Below are 17,236 nucleotides of genomic sequence, written 5' to 3'. Positions count from 1 at the left end.
TACATGCTAGGATAGTTGGGTCGTGTCCTGATCCGAAGGGGTGAGCATCGGCTTATTCCAAAGGTCCATGGCCCGGGGGGCATGGGATATGAGCCCTTTGCCGATCGACCTGCGGCCCGGGGGACCCCGGAACGGGTCCGGGGTGACGGTGTCGGGGCGCCTTCCATGCGCCTGGCCGGACGGCGGTAGCGCGGAGCGTCTGGTGACAGGGGTCGGACCGACCTGATGCTCCGTTGCGCGCCGACGGAGGGCGCTCGACAGCGATGAACCCTTAGCTGTTCTCCTGAAGGAAATTCCGTGCAACCTCTGCCACCCCGGTCGAAGGGCGGAGCCCAGTTGTGGTGTCTTCAGTCATCGACGGAGAGCGTTACCGAACTGGACCCCGGCCTTCGCCGGGGTGGTAGTTTGGTGACGGCCAGGAAAGCTCCTCCCGACGGCACCCTGAAGGAAGGGCGTTTCGACGCGTCGGCTCGTCTTTCAAAGCGCGTCTGTCAGTCGGGTCACTCGGCCCTGCGCGCTTACGATCCGCTGCCACGAACGCTGCGGCGTACCGTCAGGCCGGTCGGAACTGCCCCGGAGGGAGATCGGCCAGCGTCCAGTCGCCGATGCTCCAGCGGATCAGGCGAAGCGTCGGGTGGCCGACGGCGGCGGTCATGCGGCGGACCTGACGGTTGCGGCCCTCGCGGATCGTCAGTCGCAGCCAGCAATCCGGGATCGCGGCGCGGACGCGGATCGGGGGATCGCGCGGCCATAGGGCGGGCGGATCGATGCGCTCGACCTCGGCCGGGCGTGTCATGCCATCCTTCAGCGCGACGCCGCGGCGCAGGCGGTCGAGTGCATCGGGCGGGGGTTCGCCCTCGACCTGCACCAGGTAGGTCTTGGCCAGCTTGAAGCGAGGGTCGGCGATACGCGCCTGAAGCCGGCCGTCGTCGGTCAGCAGCAGCAGGCCCTCGCTGTCGCGATCGAGCCGGCCGGCGGGATAGATGCCGGGCAGGTCGATGAAGTCCGACAGCGTCCGGCGCGGCGTGTCAGTGCCGCGGTCGGTGAACTGGCTGAGCACGTCATAGGGTTTGTTGAACAGGATCAGCCGGGTCATCGCCGCGGCTGTGCCATCATGCGCTGGCGATGTCGCGTGCGATCGCTGTGGCGATGAGGCCGCGACGGGGCGACGGTGTCGGGAGGCTCCGTTTTTCTACTTCCGTCGTTTCAGGTGATCGTTGCGGGATAGCGACGCTGCCTTTCCCTGAGCCACCACCCCGGCGATGGCCGGGGTCCAGTTGGGTGACGTTCTCCGTCGACGACCGCCGACATCCTGGCTGGATCCCGGCCTCCGCCGGCGGTGGTAGATGAGGTTGTGCAACGATCCTGTGATTGGAAGGTCCGGGCGTGACACCGCCGCGTGCGGCCCGCCAAGGTTCCACCCCCCAACCCTCCCCCGAAGGGGAGGGGAGTCAGCAGTTCGACCTCCCCGAAGGGAGATCGAGGACCGTCAGCTGACGACGAGCGCCAGCTTCCCGTCGCCTTCGTCGACATGGACGGTCGATCCGTCCCTGACGTCGCCGCGCAGGATCAGGTCGGCGAGCGGGTCCTGAAGGTGGCGCTGGACGGCGCGCTTCAGCGGGCGGGCGCCGTAGACGGGGTCGTAGCCGACGCGGCCGAGCCATGCGCGGGCGGCATCGGTCAGGTCGAGCGCGACCTTGCGATCCGCGAGCAGCTTGCCGACGCGACCGACCTGGATGTCGACGATCGGGCCCATATGCGCCTGCCCCAGACGGTGGAAGAGGATGATCTCGTCCAGCCGGTTGAGGAATTCGGGGCGGAAATGCCCGCGCACGATCTCCATCACCTGCGGCTCGACCGCCTCGACATCCTGCCCCTCGTCGAGGTTCGCGAGATACTGGCTCCCGAGATTGCTGGTCAGGATGATGAGCGTGTTGGAGAAGTCGACGGTGCGACCCTGCCCGTCGGTCAGGCGGCCGTCATCGAGCACCTGCAACAGCACGTTGAATACGTCGCCATGCGCCTTTTCGACCTCGTCGAAGAGCACCACCTGATAGGGGCGGCGGCGAACGGCCTCCGTCAGGACGCCGCCTTCCTCATAGCCGACATAGCCGGGAGGGGCACCGATCAGGCGGGCGACGGCGTGCTTCTCCATGAATTCGCTCATGTCGATGCGGACCATCGCGGCGGGATCGTCGAACAGGAATTCGGCGAGCGCCTTGGTCAGTTCGGTCTTGCCGACGCCGGTCGGCCCGAGGAACAGGAACGAGCCGAGCGGACGGTTCGGGTCCTGTAGCCCGGCGCGCGCACGGCGGACGGCGGTGGAGACGGCGCGCACCGCATCGGCCTGACCGATGACGCGCTGGCCAATGACCTCCTCCATCTTCAGCAGCTTGTCGCGCTCCCCCTCCAGCATGCGGTCGACGGGGATGCCGGTCCAGCGGCTGACGACGCCGGCGATGTCGTCTGCGGTCACCTCCTCGCGCAGCATCGCGCCCTTGGTCGCGCCGGCGGCTTCGGTCAGTTGCTTCTCGAGTTGCGGGATCGTGCCGTAGGACAGCTCGCCGGCGCGGGCGAGGTCGCCCTGACGCTGTGCCTGATCGAGCGATACGCGAGCGGCGTCGAGCTGTTCCTTGAGCTTGGACTCGGCGCCGATCTTCTCCTTTTCCGCCTGCCAGCGGGCGGTGAGTTCGGCGGATTGCTGCTCGAGATTGGCGAGATCGTGCTCGATCGTCTCCAGCCGGTCGAGCGACGCGGCGTCGGTTTCGCGGCGCAGGCCCTCGCGCTCGATCTTCAGGCGCAGGATACGGCGGTCGAGCGTCTCGATCTCCTCCGGCTTCGACTCCACTTCCATGCGGATGCGGCTGGCGGCCTCGTCCATCAGGTCGATCGCCTTGTCGGGCAGGAAGCGGTCGGTGATGTAGCGGTTCGACAGCGTCGCCGCCGACACGAGCGCGCCGTCGGTGATGCGGACGCCGTGGTGGAGTTCGTATTTCTCCTTCAGGCCACGCAGGATCGAGATCGTGTCCTCGACCGTGGGTTCGCCGACGAAGACCGGCTGGAACCGCCGCTGGAGCGCAGGGTCCTTCTCGACATATTTTCGATATTCGTCGAGCGTGGTCGCGCCCACGCAATGCAGCTCGCCGCGCGCGAGCGCGGGCTTGAGCAGGTTGCCCGCGTCCATCGCGCCTTCGGATTTGCCCGCACCGATCAGCTGGTGCATCTCGTCGATGAACAGGACAATGTCGCCCTCGGCGGCCTTCACCTCATCGATGACGCCCTTCAGCCGCTCTTCGAACTCGCCGCGATATTTCGCGCCGGCGATCAGCGCGCCCATGTCGAGCGCCATCAGCGTCTTGTCCTTCAGGCCGTCGGGTACATCGCCATTGGCCATGCGCAGCGCGAGGCCCTCGACGATCGCGGTCTTGCCGACGCCGGGTTCGCCGATCAGGACGGGATTGTTCTTCGTGCGGCGGGCGAGCACCTGGATCGTGCGGCGGATTTCCTCGTCGCGGCCGATCACGGGATCGAGCTTGCCGTCGCGTGCCGCCTGGGTCAGGTCGCGCGCGAACTTCTTCAGCGCGTCGTAGCGGTCCTCCGCCCCGGCGGTGTCGGCGGTGCGGCCCTGACGCAGCTCGTTGATCGCGGTGTTCAGCCCCTCCGGCGTGACGCCAGCGGCCTTCAGCGCCTTGCCGGCCGCGGTGGTGAGCGACAGCGCCAGCGCGACGAGCAGGCGTTCGACGGTGACGAAGCTGTCGCCGGCCTTTTGCGCGATCTGTTCCGCCGAATCGAGGACACGGACGGTGTCGTTGTCGAGGCCGGGACTCTGTTGCGCGCCGGAGCCGCTGACCGCCGGAATCTTCGCGAGTGCGGCGTCGGTGTCGGCCACGGCGCGCTTCGCATCGCCGCCGGCGGTCTGGATCAGGCCGGCGGCCATGCCCTGCTCGTCCTCCAGCAGCGCCTTCAGCAGATGTTCGGGGGCGATGCGCTGATGGCTCATGCGGATCGCAACGGTTTGCGCGGACTGGAGAAAGCCTTTTGCGCGGTCGGTGAATCGTTCGAGGTTCATGGATGATCCCTGTCTGTTGGCGATCACATGGTGTTGTATTCGGGCAACACAAGAGGGCGGATATACGAAATTGGACGCTCCATTGCGTCGTCCTAAACTGCGTTATAGGCTCCGGTCTTCTGCATTGGAGACCCTTTCCGACATGACCATCACATCCGTCGCGCTGGCCGGCGTGGCAGCGATCGCGCTCGTGAGTCCTGCGGTCGCGCAAACGGCGCAGCCGGTGCCGGCGGCGACGCTCGTGAAGGCGGTGAACCTGCCATATGAGGAATTCACGCTGCCCAACGGATTGCGGGTGGTGGTTCATACCGATCGCAAGGCGCCGGTGGTGGCGCTGTCGGTGTGGTACGATGTCGGCGCGAAGCACGAACCGGCGGGTAAGACGGGCTTCGCGCATCTGTTCGAGCATCTGATGTTCAATGGTTCGGAGAACGCGCCGGACGATTTTTTTGAACCGCTGAAGCAGGTCGGCGCGACCGACTTCAACGGCACGACCAATCTCGACCGGACCAATTATTACGAGACGGTGCCGACCGCGGCGCTGGAGCGGGCGCTGTTCCTAGAGAGCGACCGGATGGGCTATCTGCTCGGCGCGGTGACGCAGGCCAAGCTCGACGAGCAGCGCGGCGTCGTCCAGAACGAGAAGCGGCAGGGCGACAACCAGCCCTATGGTCTGGTCGACTACAAGATCACCGCCGGGTTGTTGCCGGTCACGCACCCCTATGGTCACGACACGATCGGGTCGATGGCGGACCTGGACGCGGCGACGCTGACGACGGTGCGCGACTGGTTCCGCAGCCATTATGGGCCGAACAATGCGGTGCTCGCGCTGGCGGGCGATATCGACGTTGCAACCGCGCGGCGGCTGGTGACGAAGTATTTCGGTGCGATTCCGAGCGGGCCGAAGACGGCGGCGCGGGTGGTGCCGGTGACGACGCTGACCGCCCCCAAGGTCGAGACGATGAAGGACCGTGTCGCGGCGGTCATGATCTCGCGCAGCTGGACGGTGCCGGGGTCGAACGATCCGCAATCGGTGAACCTCGACATTGCGGCGAACGTGCTCGGCGGCCTCGCCAGCTCACGGTTGCAGGAGGCGCTGGTCCGACAGGAGAAGCTGGCGACCAGCGTATCGGCGTACAATTACGGCTATAATCAGATCGGCCAGTTCACGATCCAGGTGGTCGTGAAGGAGGGCGTCGATCCGGCGAAGGTGATGCAGCGGCTGGATGCGATCACCGCCGATTTCCTGAAGAACGGCCCGACCGCGGACGAGGTGAGCCGCGTCGTCACGAACGAGGCGACGGGGCGCATCGCCTCGCTGGAATCGGTCAACGGTCAGGCGCGGGTGCTGGCGAGCGGTGCGCTATTGGCGAACGATCCCGGTTTCGCGAAGAAGGAGCTGGAGCGGCTGGCGGGCGCGACGCCCGCGTCGGTGAAGGCGGCGGCGGACCAGTGGCTGACCAAGCCGTCCTACACGCTGACCGTCGTGCCGGGACCGCGCGACGCGTATGAGGAGGCGAAGGTACCGCCCCCCGCCACCGTGACCGCTGCGCCGGAGACGCCGGTGAAGGGAACACGCGGCGGCTTGCCCGCGCTCGGCACGATCGGCGAATTGAAGTTTCCGGCGGTGCAACGCGCGAAGCTGTCGAACGGGATCGAGCTGATCTATGCGCAGCAGGCGGCGGTGCCGATGACGCAGATGTCGCTGAGCTTCGACGCGGGTGCGGCCGCGGACGTGCCCGGCAAGTCGGGGACGCAGCAACTGACGCTGTCGTCGATGGACGAGGGCACGGCGACGCTATCGGCGGCGCAGCTCGCGATCGCCAAGGAGCGGCTGGGCGCGAGCATCAACACCAGTTTCGGCGCGGATCGCACCTATGTGACGCTGGGCGTGCCGAGTGCGAACCTGTCCCCGGCGACGGCGCTGTTCGCCGACATCGTGCGTCGTCCCGCCTTTGCCGATGCCGAAGTCGCGCGAGTCCGCGACCAGCAGATCGCGCAGATCGCGCAGGAACTGACCAATCCCGGCGGCCTGTCGCAACGCGCGTTGCCGCCGTTGCTGTACGGCAAGGACTCCCCCTATGCGCGGACCGCCGGCAGCGGCGATGCGCGTGCGGTCGCCGGCCTGACCCGCGCCGATCTGATCGCGTTCCAGCAGGCGTGGCTGCGGCCCGACAAGGCGAAGCTGTTCGTCGTCAGCGACCGGCCGCTGGCCGAGGTGCAGGCGGCGCTGGAGCCGGTCTTCGGCGACTGGAAGGCGAGCGGGCCGGCGGGCGTGAAGCGGTTCGAGGGGGCGGGGACGCCGGCTGCTCCCAAGATCGTGCTGATCGATCGGCCCGACAGTCCGCAGTCGTTGATCGTCGCGGGTATCACCAACGCGCTGACGGGAACGGAGGATCTGCTGCCGATCCAGACCGCCAACGACGCGCTGGGCGGAGGTTTCCTGGGCCGGTTGAACATGGACCTGCGCGAGGGCAAACACTGGTCGTACGGCGTGTACGGCATCTTCCGTCAGCTGGAGCATGCCGCGCCCTTTTACGTGCAGGCACCCGTGCAGGCGGACAAGACCGGACCGTCGATCGCCGCGCTGCGCGGCGACCTGAGCGGCTTCGTGGGTGCGGAGCCGATGACGCAGGTGGAGTTCGATCGTGCGATCAGTGGCGCGGTGCGCTCGCTCAGCGGCAATTTCGAAACCGGCGGCGCGGTGCTGGGCGCGATGCAGAACAACGACCTGTATCGCCGGCCCGATGATTATTATGCCACGATTGCACAGCGGTACCGCGGCATGACATTGCCTCAGCTGAATACCGCGATGAAGGCGGCACTCGACCCTTCCCGCGCGATCTGGGTCGTGATCGGCGATGCCAAGGTCGTGCGGCCGCAGCTTGACACGCTGGGCTTGCCGGTCGAGTCCGTGACGGCAGCGTCCGTAACGGGCGCAACACAGGAGACGAAGTGATGGCTGGGGTGGACGGCACCTATGATTGCGTTGTGAAGTCGCCGCTGGGCGACCAGAAGATGACGCTGACCGTGAAGAGCGACGGCGCGACCTTCACCGGCGACGTGTCCGGCGCGATGGGCAGCATGGCCGTGAACGGGACGGTCGACGGCGATACCGTCGCGTGGAAGCAGAGCGTCAGCGTGCCGATGCCGATGACGCTGGACTGCGAGGGCACGGTCGACGGCGACACGCTGGTCGGGTCGGTTGGAGCCGGCGCGTTCGGCAGCTTTCCGATGTCGGGCACGCGCACCGCGTGATCGCCACCGCCTGATGCACTGTTTCGCGGCCCGCCCATCCTGTCAGGATCGGCGGGCCGTTTCCGTTGGAGGAATGACCGGATGATCCGTACCCTGCTGGCCGCGACCGCGATCGCGGCGATCGCCACGTCGCTGCCCGCGCAGACCAAGCCCGTGCCGCAATCCAAGGCCGCGCAGGCGAAGGCGCTGAAGGAGTTCGACGAGCGTCCGGCCAAGTACGTGCCGGCGGTCGAGAAATACGGATACATCCGGCGCGTCGTCGACATCCCGATGCGCGACGGCGTCAAGCTGCACACGATCATCGCGATCCCGCGCGGGGTGAAGGACGTGGGCATGTTGATGACGCGCACGCCGTACGACGCGGAAAGCTCCGCCAGCGACCGGCCGGGCATCTACGCGTCCCTGCCCGGCGCGGCGGCGACGGGCGAAGATGCGATCACCGCCTCGGGCTATATTCGCGTGTTCCAGGACGTGCGCGGCATGCACGGGTCGGAGGGGCAGTATTCGATGAACCCGGCCCCGGTCGGGACGCCGTTCAACCCCACCAGGACCGACGACTCCACCGACACGTACGACACGATCGACTGGCTGGTGAAGAACGTCCCCGAATCGAACAAGCGGGTCGGCATCATCGGCATCAGCTATGACGGGTTCCTGTCGCTGATGCCGCTGATCAATCCGCATCCCGCGCTGAAGGTCGCGGTGCCGATGAACCCGATGGTCGACGGCTGGCGCGGCGACGACTGGTTCCACAACGGCGCGTTTCGCCAGACGATGATGGGATACATGCTGGGGCAGGAGGCGACGCGCGACGCCTCCGCCGAATGGATCCAGGACGTCAGCGACGATTACGACTGGTATCTGAAGGGCGGCTCCGCCGGCGACATCGCGAAGAAGCAGGGGCTGGAGCAGGTCGGTTTCTGGCGCAAGGTCGCGGCACACCCCGCCTACGACACCTATTGGCAGTCGCAGGCGATGGATCAGGTGCTGGCCAAGCAGCCGTTGAAGGTGCCAGTGATGGTCGTTCACAGCCTGTGGGATCAGGAGGATATCTATGGCGGGCCGGCGGTCTACAAGGCGCTGGAGGCCAAGGACGCGAACAACGACATGGTGTTCCTGACGATGGGCCCGTGGTTCCACGGGCAGGGCGCCGGCGACGGCAGCGCGCTGGGCGGCGTGAAGTGGAGCGCCGACACGGCCCTGTGGTGGCGGCGCAACGTGCTCGCGCCGTTCCTTGCGCACTATCTGAAGAGCGACCAGCCGGCGATGGACGTCGCGCCGGTGACGGCGTTCCAGTCGGGCGCGAACGAGTGGCAGCGGTTGCAGGGGTGGCCCGCAGCAGGTGCGGCGGCACCGGCGAAGCTGTACCTGAAGCCGGCGGGTGGGCTCGGCTTCGATGCGGCCACCGGCGGGACGGCGACAGCGGAGTATATCTCCGACCCCGCCGCGCCGGTCGGATACCGCGCGCGCCCCTTGCCCAAGTCCGATTCGGGTAACGGCTGGCGCAACTGGCTGGGCGGCGACCAGCGAATGGTGTCGGGGCGACCCGATGTGCTCGTTTTCCAGACCGAGCCGCTGACGCAGGCGGTCACCGTGGCGGGCGTTCCTGAGGTGAACCTCAACGCCGCCACCACCGGCAGCGACAGCGACTGGGTGGTGAAGCTGATCGACGTGTACCCGGATGGCCGCACCGGGGATGCGGAGATGGCGGGCTATCAGTTCGGCGTGGCGATGGACATCTTTCGCGGCCGCTATCGCGAAAGCCTGTCGGAGGCGAAGCCGATCGCCGCCAACATGCCGCTGACGTACCGCTTCGCATTGCCGACGACGAACCACGTGTTCCGGCCGGGCCACCGCATCATGGTGCAGGTCCAGTCAAGCTGGTTCCCGCTCTACGACCGCAACCCGCAGACCTTCGTGCCGAACATCATGTTTGCCAAACCGGGGGACTACGTGAAGGCGACGCAGACGGTCACCGTCGGTGGGCCGGACGAGAGTTTCGTGACCTTGCCGGTGGTGCGGTGAGGGGAATGCCGCATTAGGTCCGACATTGCGAGTGTAGCGAAGCCATCCGGTGCGTCGTTCGGAACCCTGGATTGCGTCGCTATGCTCGCAACGACAGTGGCTTTGGGGTAGGTGCGGTGGAGCGGTTGCCTTAGGTGCGTTGCCACGCACGAGCGTTCCATCCGTCTTTCCCTCTCCCCGTTCGGCCTGAGCGCAGTCGAAGGCCATGCCCCGAGCGAGGTGCTCAGACTGCGCTCAGCACGAGCGGTTTCGGGATCCCGTCACAAATGCGCGACGGGCATGATCAACGGCGGACGAGCCGCCTGATCGTAGCGCGACTCCCGGCTTATCCTTCGTCATACCGGTGGTGTCGCGCCATCCAGCCAGCCTCGCACGCACCTACGACTCGATAATTAAGCGGAACCGTCGAGCCGGACGAGCCCGGCATGGCGTCTGATCGTCGAGCAGCGGTAGTCCCGACGCGGAGGTCTGCGCTTCCGCGGTGCCCCGCCCGCCTCAGCGCCGGACGCGCGTGATGTGGCCCATCTTGCGGCCGGGGCGGGGTGTGCCCTTGCCGTAGAGGTGAAGGTGCGCGCCAGGTTCGGCCAGCACGGGCTGCCAGGCATCGTCGCCGATCAGGTTCTGCATTTCCACGCGCGCACCCGTCAGCCCGGTGCTGCCAAGCGGCAGGCCGCAGATCGCGCGGATGTGGTTTTCGAACTGGGAGCATTCCGCACCCTCGATCGTCCAGTGCCCGGAATTGTGCACGCGGGGCGCCATCTCGTTGAACACCGGCCCGTCCGCGCCGACGAAGAACTCGCACGCCAGCACGCCGACATAGTCGAGCCGCGCGGCAATGCGGCAGGCAAGATCGGTCGCCTCCCCGACCTGCGCCAGCACGGCGGCGGGTGCGGGCAACGTCGACTGCCGCAGGATCGCGTCGTGGTGGACGTTGAGCGGCGCGTCGTAGCGCGCGGTCGTGCCGTCCTGTCCACGAACGATCAGGACCGAGAATTCATGCTCGAACGGCACGAACGCCTCCAGCACCGCGGGACCGCCGATCGCCTCCCAGGCGGCATCCGCGTCGGCGGGCGTGTGCAGCCGGACCTGACCCTTGCCGTCATAGCCGAAGCGCGCGGTCTTCAGGACGGCGGGGGTGCCGACGCTGGCGACGGCGGCCTCCAGCTCCTCGCGGCTCGCCACGGCGGCCCAGCGTGCGGGGCGACCGCCGACCTCCTCGACGAAGCGCTTCTCGGCGATCCGCTCCTGCGCGGCGGCGAGGGCGCGGGGGTGCGGATGCACGGGCACGCGCTCGGCCAGCCATTCGACGGGGCCGATCGCGATGTTCTCGAATTCGTACGTGACGACGTCGCAGGACGCGGCGAAATCGGCGAGGACGATGCGGTTGTGGTAATCGGCGCGCGTCAGGCTGGACGCGGTCTGCGCGGCGACGCTCTGGCGGTCGGGAGCGAGGACGTGGGTGCGATAGCCGAGCTGGGCGGCGGCCACCGCCAGCATGCGGCCGAGCTGGCCGCCGCCGAGAATGCCGATCGTCGCGCCGGGTTGCAGCATCAGCCGACGGGGACGGGATCGGTCGAGACGGACTCCGTCTGCCGTGCGCGCCACGCCTTCAGCCGCTCGGCCAGCGCGTCGTCGTGCGTCGCGAGGATCGCGGCGGCGAGCAGCCCCGCATTGATCGCCCCGGCCTTGCCGATCGCCAGCGTGCCGACCGGGATACCGCCGGGCATCTGCACGATCGACAACAGGCTATCCATGCCCGACAGCGCCTTGGATTCGACGGGTACGCCCAGCACCGGCAGATGCGTCATCGCCGCGGCCATGCCTGGCAGATGCGCCGCACCGCCCGCACCCGCGATCACGACCTTCAGCCCGCGGTCGGCGGCACCGGTGGCGTAATCGTACAGCCGCTGCGGCGTGCGGTGGGCGGACACGACCCGCGTCTCGTGCGCGACACCCAGCGCCGCCAGCGTCTCGGCGGCGTGGCGCATCGTCTCCCAATCGGACGTCGAACCCATGATGATGCCGACCAGCGCGGTCACGTCGCCCTCCATCGAAGCGCGCTGCCTAGCGATGCCGGGGGCATCCGGCAACGGCTGCTTTCACGTCCGAAACGGATCGGGTTGCGGCTGCATCGCGCCGGCCGAGCTGCGATGGCAGTCATAAGGAGACGCATGATGATGACACCACCTTCGGTTCAGATCGACACGACGAAAGATATGGCTAGCGTTTCCCTTACGACGGGGGACGGCAGTGCAGTGTTCATTCACCAGATAAAGCTGGGCGAGACGGCGATGATGACGATGGATCAGGTCGAGGCCCGCGCGCGCGAGCTGGCGAAGGAAGCGCTGAAGGCTGCCATCGCCATGCTCTGACCGCACGTCACCGATCGCGCAGATAATAGCGGTCGGTGGCGTTCAGCGCGTCGTCCAGGTCGTAGACGATCGGCTGGCCGGTGGGGATCTCCAGCCCGGTGATTTCCTCGTCGGAGATGTGTGACAAGTGCTTGACGAGCGCGCGCAGCGAATTGCCGTGTGCGGAGATGAGCACGCGGTTGCCGGCCTTCAGCGCGGGTGCGATGCGGTCGTCCCAATAGGGCAGGACGCGCGCGATCGTGTCCTTCAGGCTTTCGGTGTTCGGGATCGCAATGCCGCGGTACCGGATGTCGTTCGACAGGTCGAACTCGCTGCCGGCCTCCTGCGCGGGCGGCGGAATGTCGAAGCTACGGCGCCAGATCTTCACCTGATCCTCGCCGTGCTTTGCCGCCGTCTCCGCCTTGTCGAGGCCGGTGAGGCCGCCGTAATGCCGCTCGTTCAGCCGCCAGCTCTTCTCGGTCGGCAGCCAGAGGCGACCCATCGCCTCCAGCGCGAGGTTCAACGTCTTGATCGCGCGCAGTTGCAGGCTGGTGAAGGTCAGGTCGAAGTCGAGGCCCTTCGCCGCCATCAACTCGCCCGCCGCCTTCGCCTCCGCCGCGCCCTGCTCGGTGACGTCGACATCCCACCAGCCGGTGAAACGATTCTCGAGGTTCCACGAGGACTGGCCGTGACGGATGAGGACGAGTTGCGGCATCGGGATTCCTTAGAGCGCAAGGGTCATGAAGCGATTGTGCGGGCTGGCACGATAGTCGGCGAAGGGTGGACAGTCCACGAAACCGGTGTTGCGATACAGGGCGACCGCGGCATCATGGCTGGCGGCGGTGCCCGTCTCCAGGCTGAGCCGGGCGTAACCGTCCGCGCGTGCCGCCGCGACGATGTGATCCATCAGGGCGCGGCCGACGCCGCGACCGACGAACACGGGATCGGCGCGCATCGATTTCACCTCTGCATGGTCGGCGTCGAGCCTCTTCAGCGCCCCGAACCCGGCCAGTGCGCCGTCGATCCACGCCGTCCAGAACGTTACGCCCGATTCCGACAGGCCGCGCGCATCCAGCGCAAAGGCGAACTCGCCCGACATCACGGCGCGCAGTTCCGACAGGTGGAACGCCAGCAACGGCGCGACATGAGGCGCGTTCGGATCGTCCCGCCGTATGTTCATGGACCGCGTCGCCCCTTCGGTGGTTGTGTCGCGACGGCCTTAAGACAGGAACAGCAATATGGGAATTCGACGGGAAACGATCGTGTACGAAGGGCCCGGCGGCCCGTTCGAGGGCGTTGCTGCATGGGACGACGCCACCGACGATCGGCGACCCGGCGTGCTCGTCATCCCCAACATCCTCGGCCAGAAGGAAAGCGACAACGTCGTCGCCGAGCGGCTGGCGGAACTCGGCTATGTGGCCTTGGCTTGCGACGTGTTCGGGCAGGGCAAGCGAACCGAGCGGAACACGCCGGAAACGTCGAAATATATGGACGAACTGAACGCGGACCGGCCGCTGCTGCGGGGGCGGCTGGAGGCGTCTTTGGCGGCGTTGAAGGCGTTGCCCGGGGTCGACGGCGATCGCTGCGCCGCGATCGGCTTCTGTTTCGGCGGCAAGGCGGCGCTGGATATCGCGCGGTTCGGAGGCGACGTGCTCGCGGTGGTGTCGTTCCACGGCGTCTATGACCGGCCGGACTATGACAGCGTCTCCCCGATCGCGGCCAAGGTGCTGGTCTGCCACGGATGGAACGATCCGCTTGGGCCGCCCGATGCCGTGACGGCGCTGGGCGAGGAACTGACGGACGCGAACGCGGACTGGCAAATCCACGCTTACGGCGGTGCAGGGCACGCCTTCACCGATCGCGAGATGGAGGATACGGGCAGCGGCTTCGGCTTCAACGCCGATGCGGACCGGCGTAGCTGGCAGGCGATGAAGGACCTGTTCGCGGAAGTGCTCGGGTGATGCGTACGCGTCGGTAGCCGACCCGTGCTCCCGCTTTCGCGGGAGCACGGGATCCTCGACTGTGCGATCAAACCTCGTCGATCATGTCCGCCAGCGTTTCCAGCATCGCATGCGCCAGTTGCTTGGAGCGTTCGGGCGACCAGCCGAACTCCGGGTCCGGGTTCGGGTCGTGGTCCTTGAACGGCATCTCCAGTGTCATCGACAGCGCGCCGAACCGCTCCGCCACCTGATTGGTCGACATCGACAGATTGGCATTGCCGGCCGACGACTTCTCATAGCCCTTCTCGGTCTGAAAATCGGGCGTATGCGCGGCGAGGCGACGGCCGAATTCATAGAATTTCGCGCCGTGATCCTCCGTCCAGGACGGAATGCCTTCGTAACCGGCGATGAAGTTCGCCGGGATCGCCTCGTCGCCGTGGATGTCCATCGCGACGTGGACGCCGGTCGCGTCCATCGCATTGCGGACGCAGAGCACCTCCGGGCTGCGCTCCGCCGACGGCGCGTGCCATTCGCGGTTGAGGTTCACACCGGCGGCGTTGGTGCGCAGGTGGCCGCGGCGCGTGCCGTCCGGGTTCATGTTCGGCACGACGTGGAACGTGGCCTTGTCGAGCAGCGCGGCGGTGATCGGGTCGGTCGCGTCCGTCAGCCGCTCCAGCGCGCCCTCCATCCACCATTCCGTCATCGATTCGCCGGGGTGCTGACGGCCGTAGAGCCAGACCTGCTTGACGCCGGTGCCGATCGTGAAGGCGTCGATCGCCTGCCCGTCGAGGCTGACGCCGAGTTCGCGGTGGGTGACGCCCGGCTGCGCAGCAGTGTGCGCCACCAGCGCGTCGTGCATTTCCATCGTGTACGGCGCGAAATAGGCGAACCACGCCAGCTGCGTGTCGGCCGTCCAGTTCCATTCCAGCACGCCGTCGAGGTAGCGCGTCTCCGTCATCCGCCACGCGACGCGATCGGTGGAGGCGCGCACCTTGTAGCCCGGCCAGCCGAAGGGGTAGGCCGACTGGCCCGCGTTCACGATGCGAAAGGTCAGCGTCCGGCCCGCCGCGCCGGCGACGCGGAACGAGAACCACTGGAAGAAGTCCGACAGGTGATCGCGCGCGATCTCCAGATCGATGCGATCGCCGTCGATCGCGACGACACGGATGTTGCCGCCGTCGAAGGCGGCGTTGATGCTGATGGTCATTTCACCTCGATAGTGCGGCCCGACTCTCCGGGAAACCCCGTGAACAGCGCGGCAGCCAGGCGGGCGGCCATCGCGTCGGCGGTGCCGTCGGGTCCCTGCGCCTGCGAGATCATGTGCGCGCGGCCCTCCCAGACCGGCGACTGGTCGACGCGGCGCTTGATCGTCACGGCCAGTTCGCTTTCAATCAGCGCACGGTTGCCGCCGCCGCCGATCGGGAAGCCGATGCCGCCGCCGAGCCCGACACCGCCGCCCCTGCGTCCGCCGCTGAACCCACCCCCGCCGAGGCCGATGGAGATCGGCGAGCGCTTGGGCGGGCCGACGCGGTTCTGGCGGGTGAACGCGACCGACGCGATCAGTTGGGGCGGCGAGCCGGCGGTGGCGACGGAATAGCCGTTGCGCAGCAACTGCGTCTCGACCGCGGCGGCATAGGTCTTGAATTCGAGGCTGGCGGGCGCGCCCGGCGTCGATTGCGGCTCGACGGAGATCGTGCCGCGGTCGATCGGCTCGCCGAGATGGTAGCGGACGACTTCGGCGGGCGGCAGCGTGTAGCCAGTGGCGCACCCCGCCAATGCCAGCGCGACGGTGGCGAGAAGAGCGGCGGAGCGATAGGACATGAAAGCCTCACTGGATGGACGTTGCGGAGTCGAAACGCCCGACGGGCGCCCGCGTTGCTTGACTTAGGCGGCCCCCATCTCTACCCGCCAGCGCTTTCCAGCACCATCCAGACAGAAGCGCGCCATGAAGATTCGCAACAGCCTGAAGTCGCTCAAGGATCGCCACCGCGACAATCGCGTGATCCGTCGTCGCGGCCGTACCTACGTCATCAACAAGACCAACCGTCGTTTCAAGGCGCGCCAGGGCTGAGCATCACGCCCAGCGCCGTTATCTTTGATATCGGCCGCGTTCTATACGATTGGGACCCCAGGTTCCTGTACGAGCGTCTCGTCCCCAGGGGCGAGGCGCTCGATGCGTTCCTGCGCGATGTTCTGACGCATGAGTGGCATTTTCAGCATGATGCGGGACGCGACTTCGCCGAAACCTCGGCGGAGCTGATCGCGCTGCATCCGCAGCATGCCGAGCTGATCGCAGCGTGGCAGCCGCGCTTCCTCGACAGCATCCCCGGCCCGATCGCGGGCATGCACGCGCTGGTCGAGGAACTGGATGCGGCGGGTATCCCGTTGTTTGCAATCACCAATTTCAGCCACGAGTTCTGGCCGCCGTTCCGTGCGCGGGAAGCCCGGCTGTTCGACCGGTTCCGCGACGTGGTCGTGTCCGGGGAGGAGAAGCTGGTGAAGCCCGATGCGGCGATCTACCGGCTGGCGCTGTCGCGATTCGGGCTGAACGCCGACGAGGCGGTCTTCATCGACGACAATGCCGCGAACGTCGCGGGGGCGGAGGCGATCGGGTTGCCGGCGATCCTGTTCACCGATGCCGGGTCGTTGCGCGTGTCACTGCGAGCGATGGGGTTGCCGGTCTAAGGTTAGGCTAAGGTTAGTCCAACACGGTGTTCGATGGGCCGCGGTTTCGTCCAGTTCGAGCGGTTTACGGGATTCGGAGGGTGTAGGACAGCGGCTTCGTTCAGGGAGGTATGAGGCAGTCGTTCTGCCCCACCCCGGCCCTCCCCGTGCAGGGGAGGGAGTAGAAGCGTTTACTGGCCCAGCATCGCGAGTTGTTCGGCGTTGGCGCGCGAGGCTTCGGTTTCGAGCAGGCTGCGGTCGAGCTGGTTGCCGACGACGTCCATGTCCGTCACGACCACCGTCGTCCCGAGTTGCGTGATCCCGAACAGCTTCTTGGCGAAGGCGGCGGGCAGGCGGACGCAACCATGCGAGTCGGGAAAGCCGGGATTACGACCGGCGTGGAGCGCGATGCCGTCCCAGGTCAGACGCTGCATGAACGGCATCGGTGCGGCGTTGTAGAGGTTGGACTTATGATCCTCGTTCTTCTGGAGGATCGGGTAGACGCCCACCGGCGTTTCCTTGCCATCCTTGCCGGTCGACACGCTGGACGCGGCGACCAGCGCGTCGCCGCGATAGACGAAGGCGCGCTGCTGCGGGATGCTGACCACCACGGTAACGGGTTCCGCAGAAATCGCTTCCGGCGCGGCGTCGTTCCAGATATAGCGGTTGGGCATCAGCGTCGCGGCCGCTTCGTCCACCTCGACCGCGCTGCCATTGGCCGCATAGGCCGGACCGGTCGTGGCGATCGCCGCCACGAGGGCTGTGGCCATGATCCACGTCTTCATCGTCGTCCCTTTCACTTCGGACCGCTTGCTCCAGATCAAACGCGCGACCTTGCGGTTGGTGCCGAGCGCTGTTCGTACTGATTCTGGACGGGCCGGTCGGGACATCGCCGGGCGGTCTTCGCGACGAAACGTGGGGCAGGTGCG

General features: G+C 67.1%; 16 protein-coding genes. 7 read left to right on the top strand and 9 right to left on the bottom strand.

Annotation, left to right across the window (positions count from 1 at the left end):
* Positions 1 to 553 precede the first annotated feature (553 nt).
* On the bottom strand, positions 554 to 1,096 hold the full coding sequence (locus tag AC0CH8_RS15765; protein WP_465240717.1) for a pseudouridine synthase: 543 nt from the start codon (positions 1,094 to 1,096) through the stop codon (positions 554 to 556).
* Positions 1,097 to 1,489: 393 nt separating this feature from the next.
* The gene (clpB, locus tag AC0CH8_RS15760) at positions 1,490 to 4,069 is read right to left on the bottom strand and encodes an ATP-dependent chaperone ClpB (protein ID WP_465240716.1); all 2,580 of its coding nucleotides are present in this window, start codon (positions 4,067 to 4,069) and stop codon (positions 1,490 to 1,492) included.
* Positions 4,070 to 4,211: 142 nt separating this feature from the next.
* On the opposite strand from clpB, the gene AC0CH8_RS15755 reads away from it, so the two are divergent.
* The 3 genes from AC0CH8_RS15755 to AC0CH8_RS15745 all read left to right on the top strand — a co-directional run bounded on the left by AC0CH8_RS15755 (position 4,212) and on the right by AC0CH8_RS15745 (position 9,352).
* The gene (locus tag AC0CH8_RS15755; RefSeq protein ID WP_465240715.1) at positions 4,212 to 7,028 is read left to right on the top strand and encodes a M16 family metallopeptidase; all 2,817 of its coding nucleotides are present in this window, start codon (positions 4,212 to 4,214) and stop codon (positions 7,026 to 7,028) included.
* Positions 7,028 to 7,327: a hypothetical protein gene (locus tag AC0CH8_RS15750; RefSeq protein WP_465240714.1), complete on the top strand. Its 300-nt coding sequence runs from the start codon at positions 7,028 to 7,030 to the stop codon at positions 7,325 to 7,327. The genes AC0CH8_RS15755 and AC0CH8_RS15750 overlap by 1 nt, the downstream gene beginning before the upstream one ends.
* Before the next feature lie 81 nt (positions 7,328 to 7,408).
* Complete coding sequence (locus AC0CH8_RS15745) at positions 7,409 to 9,352, top strand: CocE/NonD family hydrolase (protein ID WP_465240713.1); 1,944 nt, start codon at positions 7,409 to 7,411, stop codon at positions 9,350 to 9,352.
* Between the two features lie 495 nt (positions 9,353 to 9,847).
* On the opposite strand, the gene AC0CH8_RS15740 is transcribed toward AC0CH8_RS15745, so the two are convergent.
* Complete coding sequence (locus tag AC0CH8_RS15740; RefSeq protein ID WP_465240712.1) at positions 9,848 to 10,903, bottom strand: 5-(carboxyamino)imidazole ribonucleotide synthase; 1,056 nt, start codon at positions 10,901 to 10,903, stop codon at positions 9,848 to 9,850.
* Positions 10,903 to 11,403, bottom strand: a complete 501-nt coding sequence (gene purE / locus AC0CH8_RS15735) for a 5-(carboxyamino)imidazole ribonucleotide mutase (RefSeq protein WP_465240711.1) — start codon at positions 11,401 to 11,403, stop codon at positions 10,903 to 10,905. The genes AC0CH8_RS15740 and purE overlap by 1 nt, the downstream gene beginning before the upstream one ends.
* 120 nt (positions 11,404 to 11,523) lie before the next feature.
* Between purE and AC0CH8_RS15730 the strand changes: the two genes are divergently transcribed.
* Positions 11,524 to 11,724: a hypothetical protein gene (locus AC0CH8_RS15730; protein ID WP_465240710.1), complete on the top strand. Its 201-nt coding sequence runs from the start codon at positions 11,524 to 11,526 to the stop codon at positions 11,722 to 11,724.
* A gap of 7 nt (positions 11,725 to 11,731) precedes the next feature.
* Here AC0CH8_RS15730 and gpmA read toward each other — a convergent pair whose 3' ends face one another.
* On the bottom strand, positions 11,732 to 12,418 hold the full coding sequence (gene gpmA / locus AC0CH8_RS15725) for a 2,3-diphosphoglycerate-dependent phosphoglycerate mutase (RefSeq protein WP_465240709.1): 687 nt from the start codon (positions 12,416 to 12,418) through the stop codon (positions 11,732 to 11,734).
* Positions 12,419 to 12,427: 9 nt separating this feature from the next.
* Positions 12,428 to 12,883, bottom strand: coding sequence for a GNAT family N-acetyltransferase (locus AC0CH8_RS15720; RefSeq protein WP_465240708.1), 456 nt, complete (start codon positions 12,881 to 12,883; stop codon positions 12,428 to 12,430).
* Positions 12,884 to 12,941: 58 nt separating this feature from the next.
* Between AC0CH8_RS15720 and AC0CH8_RS15715 the strand changes: the two genes are divergently transcribed.
* Positions 12,942 to 13,664, top strand: coding sequence for a dienelactone hydrolase family protein (locus tag AC0CH8_RS15715; protein ID WP_465240707.1), 723 nt, complete (start codon positions 12,942 to 12,944; stop codon positions 13,662 to 13,664).
* Positions 13,665 to 13,731: 67 nt separating this feature from the next.
* Here the strand turns inward: AC0CH8_RS15715 and AC0CH8_RS15710 are convergent, their stop codons facing one another.
* The gene (locus tag AC0CH8_RS15710) at positions 13,732 to 14,850 is read right to left on the bottom strand and encodes a M14 family metallopeptidase (RefSeq protein ID WP_465240706.1); all 1,119 of its coding nucleotides are present in this window, start codon (positions 14,848 to 14,850) and stop codon (positions 13,732 to 13,734) included.
* Positions 14,847 to 15,464: a DUF4136 domain-containing protein gene (locus AC0CH8_RS15705; RefSeq protein ID WP_465240705.1), complete on the bottom strand. Its 618-nt coding sequence runs from the start codon at positions 15,462 to 15,464 to the stop codon at positions 14,847 to 14,849. The genes AC0CH8_RS15710 and AC0CH8_RS15705 overlap by 4 nt, the downstream gene beginning before the upstream one ends.
* Positions 15,465 to 15,588: 124 nt before the next feature.
* Here AC0CH8_RS15705 and ykgO point away from each other — a divergent pair, with 124 nt between their 5' ends.
* Together ykgO and AC0CH8_RS15695 are read left to right on the top strand one after the other, a co-directional pair.
* Positions 15,589 to 15,714: a type B 50S ribosomal protein L36 gene (gene ykgO, locus AC0CH8_RS15700; protein WP_003046794.1), complete on the top strand. Its 126-nt coding sequence runs from the start codon at positions 15,589 to 15,591 to the stop codon at positions 15,712 to 15,714.
* A gap of 2 nt (positions 15,715 to 15,716) precedes the next feature.
* On the top strand, positions 15,717 to 16,328 hold the full coding sequence (locus AC0CH8_RS15695; RefSeq protein ID WP_465240763.1) for an HAD family hydrolase: 612 nt from the start codon (positions 15,717 to 15,719) through the stop codon (positions 16,326 to 16,328).
* A 170-nt stretch (positions 16,329 to 16,498) separates the two neighbouring features.
* On the opposite strand, the gene AC0CH8_RS15690 is transcribed toward AC0CH8_RS15695, so the two are convergent.
* Positions 16,499 to 17,092: a L,D-transpeptidase family protein gene (locus AC0CH8_RS15690; RefSeq protein WP_465240704.1), complete on the bottom strand. Its 594-nt coding sequence runs from the start codon at positions 17,090 to 17,092 to the stop codon at positions 16,499 to 16,501.
* Between the last annotated feature and the right edge of the window lie 144 nt (positions 17,093 to 17,236).

It is taken from the genome of Sphingomonas sp. AC435, assembly GCF_979253005.1.
The sequence above is the reverse complement of the archived record's forward strand: the minus strand, read 5'-3'. Positions and strand labels throughout refer to the sequence as shown.

Excerpts from the sequence above, each read along its gene's own strand:
- AC0CH8_RS15765 (WP_465240717.1), bottom strand. The coding sequence starts at position 1,096 with ATGACCCGGCTGATCCTGTTCAACAAACCCTATGACGTGCTCAGCCAG.
- clpB (WP_465240716.1), bottom strand. The coding sequence starts at position 4,069 with ATGAACCTCGAACGATTCACCGACCGCGCAAAAGGCTTTCTCCAGTCC.
- AC0CH8_RS15755 (WP_465240715.1), top strand. The coding sequence starts at position 4,212 with ATGACCATCACATCCGTCGCGCTGGCCGGCGTGGCAGCGATCGCGCTC.
- AC0CH8_RS15750 (WP_465240714.1), top strand. The coding sequence starts at position 7,028 with ATGGCTGGGGTGGACGGCACCTATGATTGCGTTGTGAAGTCGCCGCTG.
- AC0CH8_RS15745 (WP_465240713.1), top strand. The coding sequence starts at position 7,409 with ATGATCCGTACCCTGCTGGCCGCGACCGCGATCGCGGCGATCGCCACG.
- AC0CH8_RS15740 (WP_465240712.1), bottom strand. The coding sequence starts at position 10,903 with ATGCTGCAACCCGGCGCGACGATCGGCATTCTCGGCGGCGGCCAGCTC.
- purE (WP_465240711.1), bottom strand. The coding sequence starts at position 11,403 with ATGGAGGGCGACGTGACCGCGCTGGTCGGCATCATCATGGGTTCGACG.
- AC0CH8_RS15730 (WP_465240710.1), top strand. The coding sequence starts at position 11,524 with ATGATGATGACACCACCTTCGGTTCAGATCGACACGACGAAAGATATG.
- gpmA (WP_465240709.1), bottom strand. The coding sequence starts at position 12,418 with ATGCCGCAACTCGTCCTCATCCGTCACGGCCAGTCCTCGTGGAACCTC.
- AC0CH8_RS15720 (WP_465240708.1), bottom strand. The coding sequence starts at position 12,883 with ATGAACATACGGCGGGACGATCCGAACGCGCCTCATGTCGCGCCGTTG.
- AC0CH8_RS15715 (WP_465240707.1), top strand. The coding sequence starts at position 12,942 with ATGGGAATTCGACGGGAAACGATCGTGTACGAAGGGCCCGGCGGCCCG.
- AC0CH8_RS15710 (WP_465240706.1), bottom strand. The coding sequence starts at position 14,850 with ATGACCATCAGCATCAACGCCGCCTTCGACGGCGGCAACATCCGTGTC.
- AC0CH8_RS15705 (WP_465240705.1), bottom strand. The coding sequence starts at position 15,464 with ATGTCCTATCGCTCCGCCGCTCTTCTCGCCACCGTCGCGCTGGCATTG.
- ykgO (WP_003046794.1), top strand. The coding sequence starts at position 15,589 with ATGAAGATTCGCAACAGCCTGAAGTCGCTCAAGGATCGCCACCGCGAC.
- AC0CH8_RS15690 (WP_465240704.1), bottom strand. The coding sequence starts at position 17,092 with ATGAAGACGTGGATCATGGCCACAGCCCTCGTGGCGGCGATCGCCACG.